Annotated in this window: 10 protein-coding genes and 1 pseudogene; 5 read left to right on the top strand and 6 right to left on the bottom strand. The window is 54.6% G+C overall.

All coding sequences use genetic code 11. The features are described 5' to 3' along the window. The first annotated feature begins 139 nt into the window (after positions 1–139). Positions 140–1672, top strand: a complete 1533-nt coding sequence (locus ACJ8IN_RS12990) for an MFS transporter (RefSeq protein ID WP_052133497.1) — start codon at positions 140–142, stop codon at positions 1670–1672. On the opposite strand, the gene ACJ8IN_RS12985 is transcribed toward ACJ8IN_RS12990, so the two are convergent. From ACJ8IN_RS12985 to ACJ8IN_RS12970, 4 genes are read right to left on the bottom strand one after another with little or no spacing between them, the layout of a single operon-like run. Beyond that, positions 1657–2406 (bottom strand): thioesterase II family protein, encoded by a 750-nt coding sequence (locus ACJ8IN_RS12985; protein ID WP_072265212.1) that lies wholly within the window; start codon positions 2404–2406, stop codon positions 1657–1659. The genes ACJ8IN_RS12990 and ACJ8IN_RS12985 overlap by 16 nt on opposite strands. Further along, entirely contained in the window at positions 2403–4799 is a 2397-nt protein-coding gene (locus ACJ8IN_RS12980; protein WP_052133495.1) for an ABC transporter ATP-binding protein/permease, read from the bottom strand. The genes ACJ8IN_RS12985 and ACJ8IN_RS12980 overlap by 4 nt, the downstream gene beginning before the upstream one ends. Then, positions 4792–5763 carry an ABC transporter permease gene (locus ACJ8IN_RS12975; RefSeq protein ID WP_308325894.1) on the bottom strand — a complete coding sequence of 324 codons (972 nt, stop codon included), beginning with the start codon at positions 5761–5763 and terminating at the stop codon, positions 4792–4794. Before ACJ8IN_RS12975 ends, ACJ8IN_RS12980 begins: the two co-directional genes overlap by 8 nt. After that, a complete protein-coding gene (locus ACJ8IN_RS12970) occupies positions 5760–7304 on the bottom strand; it encodes an ABC transporter substrate-binding protein (RefSeq protein ID WP_308325895.1) in 1545 nt (514 codons plus the stop codon). Before ACJ8IN_RS12970 ends, ACJ8IN_RS12975 begins: the two co-directional genes overlap by 4 nt. A 156-nt stretch (positions 7305–7460) precedes the next feature. On the opposite strand from ACJ8IN_RS12970, the gene ACJ8IN_RS12965 reads away from it, so the two are divergent. The 3 genes and pseudogenes from ACJ8IN_RS12965 to ACJ8IN_RS12955 all read left to right on the top strand — a co-directional run bounded on the left by ACJ8IN_RS12965 (position 7461) and on the right by ACJ8IN_RS12955 (position 12641). After that, a complete protein-coding gene (locus ACJ8IN_RS12965; protein WP_060427494.1) occupies positions 7461–9647 on the top strand; it encodes a TonB-dependent siderophore receptor in 2187 nt (728 codons plus the stop codon). A 135-nt stretch (positions 9648–9782) separates the two neighbouring features. After that, positions 9783–11291, top strand: a pseudogene (locus ACJ8IN_RS12960) ((2,3-dihydroxybenzoyl)adenylate synthase); the annotation flags it as partial. Continuing rightward, entirely contained in the window at positions 11289–12641 is a 1353-nt protein-coding gene (locus ACJ8IN_RS12955; protein WP_223307188.1) for a salicylate synthase, read from the top strand. The pseudogene ACJ8IN_RS12960 and the gene ACJ8IN_RS12955, both read left to right, overlap by 3 nt. Before the next feature lie 262 nt (positions 12642–12903). On the opposite strand, the gene ACJ8IN_RS12950 is transcribed toward ACJ8IN_RS12955, so the two are convergent. Beyond that, the gene (locus ACJ8IN_RS12950) at positions 12904–13206 is read right to left on the bottom strand and encodes an XRE family transcriptional regulator (RefSeq protein WP_033635213.1); all 303 of its coding nucleotides are present in this window, start codon (positions 13204–13206) and stop codon (positions 12904–12906) included. 4 nt (positions 13207–13210) lie between these two features. Then, a complete protein-coding gene (locus ACJ8IN_RS12945; RefSeq protein WP_047571347.1) occupies positions 13211–13564 on the bottom strand; it encodes a type II toxin-antitoxin system RelE/ParE family toxin in 354 nt (117 codons plus the stop codon). 438 nt (positions 13565–14002) lie between these two features. Here ACJ8IN_RS12945 and ACJ8IN_RS12940 point away from each other — a divergent pair, with 438 nt between their 5' ends. After that, the gene (locus ACJ8IN_RS12940; RefSeq protein WP_103829662.1) at positions 14003–15298 is read left to right on the top strand and encodes an MFS transporter; all 1296 of its coding nucleotides are present in this window, start codon (positions 14003–14005) and stop codon (positions 15296–15298) included. The last annotated feature ends 12 nt before the right edge of the window (positions 15299–15310 follow it).

Genomic DNA, 15310 nt, shown 5'->3' with positions numbered 1-15310 from the left:
TCGCAGCGTTGGCTTAACGTATTGCCGCAAATATTTATATGTTATAACGTTACTAAAGATAAATATAAATGATAATCATTATCATGGTGGTTTTTTAATACAATTTGTAAATGACGGGATGAAAACAAGGAACAACGGCATGTTGATGAATGAAGAACAGGCAAAAAATCGTAGATGGACCACACTGGTGGCCGCATTGAGTGCTGCTATCATGACGCTGGACATCACGGTCGTGAATATTGCGCTACCAAAAATAGGTGAAGGTTTCCTTACCAATCTCGCACAGTTACAGTGGGTAATTAATGGATATACCCTGAGCTTCGCCGCCTTGTTATTGCTGGCTGGCGCCATCTCCGACCGGTTGGGTCGGCGCCCGATTTTTTTGTGTGGTAATGGATTATTTGTTTTGGCTTCATTGGGCTGCGCAATGGCGCCTACCATCAATGCGTTGATCGTTGCCCGTGTACTCCAGGGCGCTGGCGGTGCCATGGTCTTGGGGACTGCGCTGGCACTGATTGCCAGTGCCTGTGAGGGTGAATCACCCAAGGTTCGCACCAGCGCGGTGGGGTTATTTGCCGCAGGGGGAGCCGTGTCAGCAGCAACTGGTCCCCTGATTGGCGGCATACTCATCCAATGGGCCAGTTGGCCATGGCTGTTTGCCATCAACATCCCCGTCGGACTACTGATCATTTTTCTCACCCTGCGCCATGTTGATGAAAAACCCGTACCCGCACCGCGTTATCCTGTCGATGTCGCTGGCGCGGTTTTCGTCACTCTCAGCCTGTTTAGCCTCAACTACGCCGCACTGAACTTTTCATCTGATGCCACTCCCTTTGTCCGCCTCGCACTGCTCATCGGGATCGCTTCGGCTTTATTGTTTTTATGGATTGAGGCTCAGCGGGGCGATCACGCCCTGCTGCATTTACGTTTGTTTCGCATCCCTACGTTCCTGGCGGCAATCCTGCTCAGCTTTGCAGGCCGCATTTTCAGTTTTGGCTTGCTGCCGTTTATTACGCTTTGGCTGAGCGGCCTGTTGCACTATTCGGCGTGGCACACCGGTTTGATTCTTTTGAGTCAGTCACTGGCGATGGTGGTCGCCGCCGGATTAAGTGGTCCGCTTTCAAGACTGATTCCAGTCCGCATAGTGCTGGCAATTGGCATGTTCATTGTGGCTCTCGGTCTGACCCTCAGTAGCCATGTGCAAATCCACAGCGACTGGCTGGTGATCCTTCCGCTGCTGTTGATGCTGGGTATCGGTGCAGGATTAACCATGCCGCATCTGATGGATCTCGCTGTTAGTGTTGTTCCTGCGCGTCAGGCTGGCGCTGCATCGGGCACTGCAAATACGTTCTTCCCGCTCGGTACTGCCGTGGGTATCGCGTTGTTTGGACTGTTACTCAACCATGTGATCCAGCAAGCTTTGCCGCTCTCCCTGTTAAGTGCCTCTGGTATCAGTCAGCCTGCATCAGCCCTTCAGGCCATCAGCAGCGCGCAGTTTGATGTGCTGAATGCCGTGCCCGAACTGCAGCAACGGGCCTTGCAGGCATGGGTAGATGGATTAAACCTCTTATTCCGCGTTGCCGCCGTTGCAAGTGCCCTCGCCGGTCTGGCGGCACTGTGGTTGATTCGTCCGGTACAACCACAGCCGGAACAGACTCAGGACAGTGCCTGAATCGCACTTAAGCGTGCCAGTAATCGTGAAAGAAGTGGCTGTGGGTGTTCCCTGAAGTAAAAATGTCCACCGCAAAAACAGTCCAGGGTGAAACTGGCTGTTGTCCAGCTTGCCCATCCTTCCGCCTGCATCTGATCAAGTTCCGGATCTTCGCTGCCCATGAAGGCAGCGATGGGGCATGACAGCAGCTGTCTGGAACTCAGCTGCCACTGCTCAATCAACGCATAATCCGCCCGCATCGTGGGCAGCATGAGTTCGCGCATCTCGGGTAGGGTCAACAACACGGGATCGGTGCCGTCCAGGCGCAGTAGCTCTTGGCACAGTGCTTCATCATCCTGTTGATGTAAAAGGCCGGGCTGATGAAACTGCGGCGCCTCACGGGCGGAGACCGCCAACAGTTGCGGTGGAGGTAAATCATCGCATTTTAATGCCAGAATCGTTTCATGCGCGACAACGGCTCCCATACTGTGGCCGAAAATAGCCCAGTTCTCGCCAAGATGCGGAGCAATAGCCCGCGAGACTTCCCCCACCAGCTCCGGCATCGTCGCGGGGATGGGATGCTGCCAACGCTCCAGACGACCGGGATAGCAGATCACATTCAATTCAATTTCCGGCGGAAGATGTTCACGCCAGCCGCGATAGAGCCCAGCGTTGCCGCCCGCATGCGGCAGACAAAACAGTTGTAACTCAGGCTTAATGTATCCGCTTAATGTTCGTATCCAGGGGGAAGTCAACGCGTAGTCTCCTCTATGAGTTGCGCTGCTGAAATGAGCCGGGACGTCACTGAATGCGTGGGCCGTGTAAGCAATTCGGAAACGCGCCCCTGTTCGACAACCCGCCCGTGCTCGATCACCATGAGCAAACCGCCCAACTGTACAGGAAGGGTTAAATCATGAGTCACCATTAACAGAGCGATACCCTGCTGCTGTTGCAACTGTTGCAACAGCAGGACCAGCCCCATACGCGTCGGCCCATCTAAAGCACTGGTCACTTCATCACACAACAACACGTCAGGGCGGGTAATTAATGCTCTTGCCAGTGCCACACGCTGCTGCTGACCGCCGGAGAGTTGCGACGGTTTTCGAGTAAGCAAATGGGCCTCAAGCCCGACCTGCGCCATCACGCTGATGACCCTCTGTTCACACTGTTCAGCGCTTAATGTGGGATCGCTAAGACGCAGAGGACGGCGCAGCAGCGCACGCACGCTATAGAAAGCATTCAGGGAGCTGGCGGGATTCTGCGCGACATATTGCAGTTGCCATTTTTGCGACGGGCTGCGTTGATGGATACTGAGAGGCAGCGGCATGTTATGCAGGCTTAAGGTGCCGCTGGCATCAGGTTGTAAACCTGCCAGAATGCGCAGAAGAGTGGTTTTACCGCCGCCGGATCGGCCCGCAATGGTCAGTGTCTCACCGCGTCTCAGAGAGAACTGAAGTGAGGTCAGTGCGGTGCGTCCGCCATAAGCGGCCTCTACGGCCTCAGCACGCAGGACGACCTGAGCAGAGGAGGTTTCCTGCTCAGGAGAGGGACAAGGCAACCAGGCATTGAGCAGGCGCTGACCGGCCTGGGTATCAGGCGTGCGCAAAAATGCCTGAGTGGATTGTTGTTCAACCACTTCCCCCTCTGACATCACCAGAATCCGGTCGGCTATCTGACTCGCCTGTGGTAAATCGTGTGCGACAAACAGCACGCTCATCTGATGTGCGCGCGCAGTTGAGGCGATCCAGTGCATCACCGCCTGGGTACTCAATCCATCCAGCGCGCTGGTCGGCTCATCCATCAGTAGCAAGCCAGGATAGCCAAGCATGGCGGCCACTGCCATCACGCGTTGCAGTTGTCCGCCAGAGATTTGATGTGGATAGCGCCGCAAAAAAGCCGCATCATCGGGCAGCCCCAGTTGACGGAAATGAGACGTCACCTGCTGATCGCGTTGAGCATCTGTGAGTCCGCGACGGGCGGCCATCCAACGTAAATACGCGCCCAGCGTTTGCGAAGGTACCATACTCAGACGGGGATCTTGCGGCACAAAGCCAACGTGCCGGGCACGAAGCTTTCGCAATGCTCGGGCATTGATTGAAAAGAGCGACTGCCCTGCGAGCCATACCTCACCGCGAATGGCAGTTGTGGTGTCGGGAAAGAGCCCCAGTGCCGCACGCAGTAAAGTGCTTTTACCACTGCCTGAAGTACCGACCAGCGCCGCAATTTCACCCCTTTTTATCTGCAGCGAAACGGTGTTGATCAACGTCTGTTCAGGAAGTTCCACGCTAAGCTGTTGAATATTTAGCCTGCTATCGGCAATGCTTTGTGCGTGCGAAAACGAGGCCACCGGAGGCGCATATCTTCTACGCGCAGAAACAAACAATCCATCCAGACTCAGGTTCAGAGGAATAAGCAGCAACAGGATGGCAAAGATCGGCGCGAGGGTTGCCCAGGGTTGAAACGATAACCCCTGACGGTTCTCCATGATCATCAGCCCCCAGTCAGCCAGGGGTTGTTGCGCCGCCAGCCCAAGAAAACTGGCGGTGGCCAAAATAAAAATGGCTGCCAGCAGGCGAAGGCCAATATCTGCACTGAGCAGGGGTAACAGGTTAGGCATGATCTCCCGACAGAGAATCGCTGCCAGTGACTCTCCCCGACAGCGCGCCATGTCGACGTAATCTTGCTGTAATTGTTGCAACGTCGCGGCACGAACCAGACGGAAAATATCGGGCACCATCACCAATATCGCCGCCACCACTGCGGCCGTATAACCGCGCCCGCTAACGGTAACCACCAGTGTCAGTAACAGCAGCCCCGGAATACTGAGCAGGATGTCAGCCAGCGCCAACAACATCCGTTCAATCCAGCGTCCTTTCAGCGCCGCAAGCATCCCCAACAGCCCGCCAAGCAGCCAGGCCAGTAATACGCTCAGGCAGGCCAGCAATAAGAGTTGTTGACCACCGCTGAGCAGGCGGCTGAAGACGTCTGCGCCGAGATAATCTGTCCCCATCCACGCCGTTGAATTTGGCGCAGCAAAGGGCATATCACGTATCTCATCGATCGCATAAGGTGCCAGCCAGGGGCCGATAAGACCTATGAATGCCATCAGGCTGAAGAAAACGAATCCTGCATATGGCCATTTACGCATCGCGCCCTCCCCGGAAAGCAGCGGGGTTAAGCAACGCGGTCAAACTATCCGCGAGGAGATTCAGTAGCACCGTCAGTGTACACATCACCATCGAGATGCCCATCACCACCGGCGTATCGCGCGATAGCGTGGCATTAAGAAGTGCCGCTGCCAGGCCTGGCCAGCCAAACAGTGTTTCTGCAACCAGTGCGCCAGCAAACAGATAAGTGATGTAACGTGCCAGGACCGGTAAACAGTGGCCTAATGCTTCGGGCAGGATCCAGTGCAATACCACGCGGTATTCCGCAATTCCATTCAACCGGGCGCATTCACAGGCTGGAGACTGAGAAGCACGCATAACACCAAGGCGGACCAATTTGATGTTCTGCGCTAACGCGACACTGAGCAGTGTCATTATTGGCAAAATAAACAGTGGCCACTGTGACCACAACGATTGGCCCGGGGAGAGAAGCGAAAGCGCAGGCAACCAGTGAAGCGTTAACGAAAACACCATCACCAACAGTGTGCCCGTCACAAATTCCGGTAACGCCACGAATCCCAGGGAAAGAAGACTGATGCCCCTGTCGACGACACTGCCTGGGTGCAGCCCACAATAGATGCCTAAGCCCAGGGCGATCACCACCAGCAACACGCTGGCGCTGGCCCCTAATGCCAGTGAGGCCCCCCCACGCTCGCGAATAAGCGTACTTACGGATCGCCCGTTTAAGTAGCTGGTCCCCCAGTCACCGTGCATGACACCCTTGGCCCACTGCAGATAGCGTGCAGCTAAAGGCTGATCAAGACCCAGCTGCGCGCGTAACGCCGTCACCTGCTCGCGGCTCCCCGTCCCTGCCAGACGCTGGCTGGCAGCATCACCTTTAACCAGCGACATGGCACAAAAGATCATCACCGAAAGAAGCCACAAAGTGAAAACCGCCTGCGATGCACGCCATAGCAGGCGTTTAATTAAAACCTGACACTTCATGCTGAACGCAGCCAGGCATCACGCAGCAGCGGATAGTCAAAGAAGCCAGCCGCTTTGACGCCAAACACACCTGGTGCAGAAGCGGCAATAGACGGAATTCGCGCAAAGATCGCGTCACCGCCCTGCTGCCACAGGTAGTGCTGGACATCAGCAACACGCTGGCGCAACGCATCACCGCGTGCTGCCTGCATCGCATTCATCAGATCGTCAAGTTGCGGCGTAGCCGGGCCGGTGAATGACCAGGGAGCCGCATGGCCATAATAGAATGGCAACGCAACGGGCAGCGGCATCGGGCGATAAAGATTGGTTTGTAATGGTGTATTCAGCAGCAGGTTAAAATCGCTGTAGTAATCGGCAGCGGGAACGCGGTCCAGTTGCAGATCAAATCCCGTCCCTTTTACCTGGCGTAACAGTAATGTAGCGCTTTCGGCCGTACCGTATTCGTAGTCGCTGGTGCGTATCTTTGCGGCAACAGAGGCTATGCCTGCCTTCTGCAACAGCGCACGGGCACGTTCAGGATCGTAATGGCGGGTAGGCAATTCCCCATTGAACCACGGTTGCCCCGCGCCCAGGGCATCATTCGCGACTTCGCCTAATCCCATGGTCACTGCGCGTACCATCGTTTCCCGGTCAATCGCATATTTCAGCGCTTCGACAACCGCGGCGTGATTAAAGGGCACCTTACTGAGATTCATACTAAATGCCAGATTGCTCATCTCCGATTTCGGAGAGTGCCACAGTTTCACTGCCGGATTAGCTTGCTCTGATCGCGCGGTGAGTAGCGCCATCCCCCCCACATAATCAAACTGCCCCGCTTTCAAACCGTTGAGGCGTGCAGTGGTGTCACCTACGCTGTAGAGGTGAATCTCATCCAACCACGGACCACCGTTTGCCGCATCCCAATAGTCTGAACGCGCCTGCAGCACACTTTTATCCTGTGACCAAGATTTGAGTGTGTAAGGCCCACTCCCCACTGCCGCAGTAAAGTCCTGCGTATTTTCTGGAAAAATAAAGATTGACTGCGCCAGTAATAAATCAAATGAACCCACCGGTTTGTGCAACTGCAATGTCAGTGTGTGATCATCCTCAAGACGTGATGCCGTCAGGTCGAGTGGCTTCAGCCAGCCACTTTGGCTACCCGGCTGGCTCATCCAGGTACGCAGGCTGAACATCACATCTTTGCTGGTGAGTTGACGACCATCACTGAATGTGACGCCCTGCCGAAGTTTTACGGTCCAGCGTGTCGCATCGTGATTAGGATCTGCTGATTCCATCAGGCGCCATACGATACGTTGGTTGTCTACTTCCGCTAATGAATCCCACACTAAGCGTGAACGTACATAGTCGATATTACTGTTGGTGGATCGCAACACATCGGTAGAATCACTGCTGGAACCTGCGAACGCAGCACGCAGTGTTCCCCCTCGCTGCGGCTTGGGTTCATCCGCCCATGCCAGCGGTAAAAATCCATTACTGAGCACGATGCCCGCGCCAATACCCATTGTTTTTATCAGCGTTCGTCTGGTTAAACCCTGGTTCATATCCCCGCATCTCCCTTAACGAAATCATTAAATTTCCGCTTCATTAATGATCATATCATATGTTATATCATTACATAGTAATCAACGCTATTGATAATCATTCTCAAAAAAAAGCATTAAGAAAACCTTTTGATTTGTATCAGGCAGAGGATTGTTATGGAACGCACCGCTTCGTATTTGGCAGGAAAACAAATCACACAACGCGCAGTAACGGGCCTTTCACTTTCTTTACTCACCCTCGCGTTGCAAAGTGCCTGGGCGCAGCCGCAGCAGAACAGTTCAACAATAACGGTCATCGCACAAGATGAGGAATCACATAGCGGCCGGCTTTCGGCAAAAGAAAGCAGCAGCGCAACTAAAACCACGACACCGCTGGTGGAAACACCGCAATCGATCTCGGTAATTCCCCGACAGCAGATGGATGATCAGAACACGCGTAGTCTTAATGAAGCGCTACGGTATACGCCAGGTGTGGCTTCCGAGCAATGGGGCGGAGTAACCGCATTTGATCAGTTCACTATTCGCGGGTTTAATTACAGCGACACTGGCTATTCCGATGTGTTTCAGGATGGTTTACGCAATACCAATGGCCTGCTCTTTGGTGTGCAGCAGATCGACCCTTTCCTTCTGGAACAGATCGATGTCTTACGCGGACCCGCTTCCGTGCTGTATGGGTTATCAAATCCCGGCGGTATCATTGCACTCACCAGCAAATTGCCGACGAGTGAAACGATTCGTCATGTAGAAGTTGAAGGTGGTACGAAGAATTACGGACGGGTCGGCCTGGACTTTGGTGGGGCAGTGAATGACAGCGGAAGCGTACTCTATCGCTTCGTCGCTACCGGCCATCTCGCCGACGGCATGCAGCAGGGCACGAAACTCAAAGGCTATGCGCTGGCCCCCTCCATCACCTTTAATCCTGATGACAACAACAGTCTGACGCTCTACTCACGTTTTCAGTACGACCCGGATTTAGGGGTGATCACTTCTTTGCCTGCCTATGGCACGGTGTTCACCAACCCAAATGGCAAACTGCCGCGGGATGCTTACCCTGGTGAGCCAAATCACAACACCTTTAGTCGTAAGCAATCAACGGTGGGCTACAGCTACATCCATAATTTCAGCGAAGACTGGTCCACGGTCTTAAAAGGTCGCTATTTCGGCGAAACGTCCAATTATGATGCAGTGATCATGTCAGGTCTGAACGACGATATGCGCACCATTAGCCGCAATACCGCAGTCTCTGACGAGCATTACAACACACTCAATTTTGATAATCAGATCCACGGTTTTTTCGATACCGGTGCATTGAGTCATGAGTTACTGACGGGTGTGGGCGTTGACCATATGCGCGGCCATACTGACTACGGTAGTGGCAGCGTGTCATCTCTTGATATTTATCATCCTGACTATGGTGTCGCCGAATTTGGCCCAACCGCGCTATGGCAGGATAGCCGCGTTTCATCCACGCAAACGGGCGTCTATCTGCAGGACCAGATTGCCTGGCAGCAATGGCGTACCACAGTGGGTATCCGCCACGACTGGAGCAAAATCATCAATAAAGATTTTCTCTACGGCCAGAATTACGAGCAACACGATCAGGCCACCACGGGACGTGTTGGCCTGAATTATCTGTTTAACAATGGCATCTCGCCTTATTTCACCTGGGCGCAATCTTTCCAGCCGGTTGCCGGTCTTTCTCGCGATCAACAACCCTTTAAACCCAGTCGCGGCGAACTCTATGAGTTTGGTGTGAAGTATCAGCCACCGGGTACCACGACCCTGCTTTCTGCCGCTGTGTACAACCTGACACAGGACAAGAGCCTGAGCACTGATCCGGCGAATTCCGCTTTCCAGACTCAGGGCGGAAAAATTCGTGCACGTGGGCTGGAGCTGGAGGCACGGGGTGCCTTAACCGAACAGTTCAGTGTGATCGGTAGCTACACACTACAGCAGGTGAAGTACACCCAGGACACTCAAGGCCGCGAAGGCAAAACCCCACTGCGCGTACCACGGACATTTGGTGCGCTATGGCTGGACTGGCAGGCGCCAGCAGGCACAGAGGTTGAGGGCTTAGGCGTCGCTGTGGGGGGGCGCTTCAGCGGCGGCACCAAAGGAGGAACCATGGACAATCAGTTTAACACCGGGGGTTATGGCCTGATGGATGCTTCAATTCGTTATGAGCTTGGCAAACTCGATCCTTCTTTACGCGGTGGCAAAGTGCAACTGACAGCACAAAACCTGCTGGACCGCAAAGTTGTCGCGGGTTGCTATTCCACCGACACAGGCTGTTTCTGGGGGGCAGGCCGTCAGGTGATTGCCAAATTTAGCTGGGACTTTTGATGTAATTGCCGGCCAGTAGTCGGCAATCCTTTTTCGGCAAGGAGAAAGATGATGAACGAACGTCAACGTTACAGCGCCTGGAGTGACAGTGAGCGTGAACACTATCGACAAAATGGCTATTGGGTCGATCAACCTCTGGGCGAACAGTTACGCCAGTGGGCAATTCGGCAACCCACCAGCATCGCACTGGTGGCAGGAAAGCAGCATCTGAGTTACGCCGGGCTGGATAATCTGGCCGACAGACTTGCTGCGGGATTAGCCGCGCGTGGGATTCGCTCTCAAGATAATGTGTTGCTGCAGTTGCCAAACTGTATTGGCCTCGTGGCAACACTGTTCGCTCTGTTCCGTCTCGGCGCACGCCCGATTCTTGCCATGCCTGGCCAGAAAGCGGCAGACATTGATGCCTTGAGCCAACTGGCAGAACCCAAAGCCTGGTTTTATCCTCATCACTATCTTGGGCATGACTATCAAACACTGGCATCGGATATGGCGGTTAAACATCCCGGTATGCAACGCTGGCCGGTGAATATCCATGACGATGCAGACTCACTGATGACAGCGTTCCAGTCTGAGCCCCAGCCTTTGCCTGCACCGCATGCTGAAGATATCGCCCTCCTCCTTCTTTCTGGTGGCAGCACCGGTACGCCCAAATTGATACCACGCACGCACGCCGATTACTTTTACAACGCACGCCGCATGGCGGAAATCTGCCAGCTTTCCAGCCAAAGTGTGTATCTGGCGACATTAGCTGTGGCACACAACTTCACCCTCTCCTGTCCGGGAGTGCTGGGCACGCTATTCTCAGGCGGCAAAGTGGTGCTAGCGCAAACCTCAGGCTGTGATGAAGTGTTCCCTCTTATTGAGCAGGAGAAAGTCACTTTTACTGCATTGGTACCACCGCTTGTCACCCTGTGGCTGGAGTGTCGGGCATGGGATGAAAGCGACCTCTCCAGTTTGCAATTTATTCAGGTAGGGGGAGCACGGCTGGATAGTCAACTGGCAGCAAAAGTCAAACCCACCTTTGACTGTCAGCTCCAGCAAGTTTTCGGTATGGCTGAGGGACTGATTTGCTGCACACGGCTTGATGATAGCGATGACGTGATTTTACACACTCAGGGTCGTCCGATTTCAGATGCGGACCAAATAAGAGTGGTGAATCAGGATGGACTTCCCGTAGGAATCGAAGTCTCCGGTGAACTTCTTACCCACGGCCCCTATACTATCGGCGGCTATTATCGCGCTGAAGCGCAAAACCTGCAGGCGTTCACACCGGATCATTTTTACCGTTCTGGTGACCTGGTGCGCCTGACCGATGCGGGCAACTTCGTCGTGGAAGGTCGGCTCAAAGAGCAAATTAATCGTGCCGGGGAAAAGGTGGGTTGCGCAGAGGTTGAGTCGTTTATCGCTAATCACCCTGATGTGGCAAGCTGCGTCGTAATTGGTGTTGAGGATGCACGCCTAGGTGAACGTATCTGTGCCTGTTTACCGGGTGATACCCACCTGACACTGGCTGATTTACGTGGCTACCTGCAGCGACAAGGTGTCAGCAATAATAAACTGCCTGACCAGTTATTACCTGTTAAGCGTTGGCCATTAACCGCCGTTGGCAAGATCGATAAGCGTCAGCTGGCGGATATTGCCATGCTTGCCCTGGACAGCAGTGAGTCCAGCCATACCCTCATCCTGCAGGCTGACCCGCTCGATGTCATTTATCACTTGCTGAAGAACGAATCTGATTGTCACATTGCCTATGAGCGCGACGAATGCTGGGATATTGGAATAGGCAGTCAGGTAAAAATCTCACTGTATGGTAATCGTGCTGAACTTACCCTGCCCAACGCGGTGGAAAAGAGCTGGCAAGGTGGTAACTGGCAGACAAATCTGCAACAGGCGCTGGATGCGATTCCCTTTAGCGACTGGCAGGCTTATGGTGTGAGCCATTTCGAGTTCTCACACCTGATACACGATGTGCAGCCAAAACACTTACCTGAGGCAACGCCCCTGCTGACCCTCTTTATCCCGCATGTGCAAATCAAATTAAAGCCGGGGGAAGCACAACTGATCGCGTCTTCTGATCAGGATTTATCGCAACTGGTGAAGCGTGTTCAGGCGGCGGATCGTGTTGCAGTGTTTCCAGAACCTGATGCTCAATGGCAAGCTTCAATCGCCAAACAGATTCGCGAACAGGATGCGCGCGACTACTGCCAGCGCGTTGCCCTGGCAGTTGAAGAAATTCAGCGCGGTGAATATCAGAAAATTATTCTTTCTCGTCGAATAACCCTTGCCGCTCCAGTCGATTTATTAGCTAGCTATCACGTTGGCCGCCGGTTCAATACCCCGGCACGTTCGTTTATTGCCCGATTGAACGACGATCACTTCATTGGGTTTAGCCCTGAGACGGTGGTTGAAGTCTCTGATTCTGGCGCTGTCAGCACTCAACCACTGGCCGGCACGCGAGCACTTACCGCTGACGAGGCCGAAAATCGGCGATTGCGCGAAGTGCTCAGTAACGATACGAAAGAAATTGCTGAGCATGCGGTGTCCGTCAAGCTCGCCATTGAAGAACTGATCCCCCTATGTGAGAACCATTCAACCCACGTCAGTGATTTTATGCATGTCTCACTGCGTGGCAGTGTGCAGCATCTGGCCTCCCGGATAAAAGGACAACTTCGCAAAGAATTCAATGCCTGGGATGCCTTTGGCGCACTGTTTCCCGCAGTCACTGCTTCGGGGATACCTAAGCGCTCGGCGATAGAGGCGATTCAGCGGCTGGAGCCGGTCTCACGCGGTGCCTATAGCGGCAGCGTGTTCATGGTCAATAGCCAGGGTGAAAAGGATGCGGCGCTGGTGCTCCGCTCGCTTTATAAGCATGGTCGTGGAGTGGCGTTACAAGCTGGTGCGGGGATTATTGACCAATCGTTGCCTGAGAGGGAGCTGGAAGAGACCATCGAAAAATTACAGTCGGTAAGCCGTTTTATTATTCCAGATAAATGAGAATAATTTTAAAGGGCTGTTATGGCCCTTTAAAATCAGCCATGTGAATGATTATATCGTTTCAGCTTTGAGCAGGGAATGGTTTATCGCGAAGGTACGGCGGGTGACTTGTTAACGCTATCTGGCTCAAACGGCAGCGCCCATACATCCAGCCTTGAGCCTCTTTGCTTTCACGGCTGCCTCCTGATATCGGAGGCGCCATATTGCGAACAGCCCGCTCAGGGAAACCCGAGCGGGATTTTTGCTTTTCTGCCGTTAGCGCTTACAGCACAAATTCGTAGTGAGAGCCGTCCGGCAGTTCAACATCCAGGCGCAGCTTGCCGCCGGCCGCCTCAACATAGCGTTTGAGCGAAGACAGTTTCAGATCGCGGCCCGGTTTTTCCATCACGGCAACGGTCGGTTGCCGGATACCCAGCGCCTGCGCCATTTCAACCTGCGTTTTCTGCACCTTCTCGCGCAGCTCGGCAAGGTGGATGTTCAGCATGATGTCCGCCGCCAGCGCTTGCGCTTTGGCCACGACCTCGGGCTTTTCATCCGCAATAAGCTGTTCCAGCGTTCTGCCCATCGCGTCACTCCTTCTCGTTTAATGTGTTCAGCCAGTTCGTGAATTCCCGATCGGCAATCTGAAGCATTCGATCGTAAAAACGCTTTTCATTGCCGGCTTTATTGCCCGCGCAAAGTACAATGCCGATACGGTACGGATCGAAGGCGAAGAATGCCCGCAACGGTTCGCCACGGCTCTGAATGCGCAGCTCTTTCATATTGCTGTAACGCGAACCTTTAACCGTATCGGCATAGGGTCTGGGCAGCCTCGGCCCCTTTTCCCGCAGGATCATCAATGCGGCAAGCACGCCAGCCCGATCGGCATCGTGGAGTGAGCTAAACCAGTTATCAAACGCATCCGTTGTTTTAATTTCCCACACGGGACCTCCCTGCAATATAGATCAACAACTATATAGATGTAAAGCTATAGCAGAGAGGCGTCAGAATGGCATGCAAAAGCATTCGTGGTTACTGCAAGGCTGAACGTACATCCGGACATTTTGCAAACGCAGTGCGAGGCATTCACCTTTTTACGAGCGGTAACGGACAATCGGTCAGAGGCACGGGGCGTTTCCCCGCCGCCCCTTTATGAACCCTGTCACAAAATGCGCATAACGTTTTCGGCGCTCTCCGCCGCGGGCGGTGAGCGATAAGTTTGTTAACGCCACGTTACATCAGGTTAGGCAACATTGTTAACGGCGATTGATGCGCCAAACGCATCGCGCCATGCGTTTATTGCGCTTATTTAGTTTATTTTCCTGAGCGAGTCTTCAGCAACAGGCGCGGCGTCAGGCGCCCATAACAAACTGGAGATAAAGATGCATTCCTCTACCTCACCCATGACCACCCGGGCCAAAGCCGGCGCGATCCTGCGCGTCACCTCCGGCAACTTTCTGGAACAGTTCGACTTCTTTCTGTTCGGCTTTTACGCCACCTACATCGCACACACCTTTTTCCCGGCCAGCAGCGAGTTCGCCTCGCTGATGATGACCTTCGCGGTATTCGGCGCAGGTTTTCTGATGCGCCCCATTGGCGCCATCGTGCTGGGCGCCTACATCGATAAAGTCGGCCGCCGCAAAGGGCTGATCGTCACCCTGTCGATCATGGCCGCGGGCACCTTCCTGATCGTGCTGATCCCCTCTTACCAGAGCATCGGGCTTTGGGCGCCGCTGCTGGTGCTGTGCGGGCGCCTGTTGCAAGGCTTCTCGGCGGGCGCGGAGCTGGGCGGCGTGTCCGTCTATCTGGCCGAAATCGCCACGCCGGGCCGTAAGGGCTTCTACACCAGTTGGCAGTCCGGCAGCCAGCAGGTGGCGATCATGGTGGCGGCGGCCATGGGCTTCGCGCTCAATGCGGCGCTGGAAGAAAGTGCCATTCGCGAATGGGGCTGGCGCCTGCCTTTCCTGTTCGGCTGTCTGATCGTTCCCTTCATCTTCCTCCTGCGCCGCAAGCTGGAAGAGACGCAGGAATTTACCGCCCGCCGTCACCACCTGGCGATGCGCGACGTGTTTAAAACCCTGCTGAAAAACTGGCCGGTGGTAATCGCCGGCATGCTGATGGTCGCCATGACCACCACCGCGTTTTACCTGATCACCGTGTATGCGCCAACCTTCGGCAAAAAGGTGCTGTTGCTCAGCGCCTCCGACAGTTTGCTGGTCACTTTACTGGTCGCGATTTCCAACTTCATCTGGCTGCCCATCGGCGGCGCGCTGTCGGATCGCTTCGGCCGCAAACCGGTGCTGGTCGCCATGACGCTGCTGACGCTGGCCACCGCCTACCCGGCGCTGAGCCTGCTCGCCGCCGCCCCCAGCTTCAGCATGATGCTGGCCGTGCTGCTGTGGCTGTCCTTCATTTACGGCCTCTACAACGGCGCCATGATCCCGGCCTTAACCGAGATCATGCCAACGGAAGTACGGGTGGCCGGGTTCTCGCTGGCCTACAGCCTGGCGACGGCGGTGTTCGGCGGCTTTACGCCGGTGATCTCCACCGCGTTGATCGAATACACCGGCGATAAGGCTTCACCGGGCTACTGGATGAGCTTCGCCGCGCTGTGCGCATTGCTGGCGACGCTGTATCTGTATCGCCGCATCGCCATGCCGCTGCAAACCGCACGCTAACGCGCCATCGCC

It is taken from the genome of Serratia sp. CY31944 (assembly GCF_052169175.1).
Taxonomy (GTDB): Bacteria; Pseudomonadota; Gammaproteobacteria; order Enterobacterales; family Enterobacteriaceae; genus Serratia; species Serratia sarumanii.
This window is presented reverse-complemented; position numbering and strand designations above follow the sequence as displayed.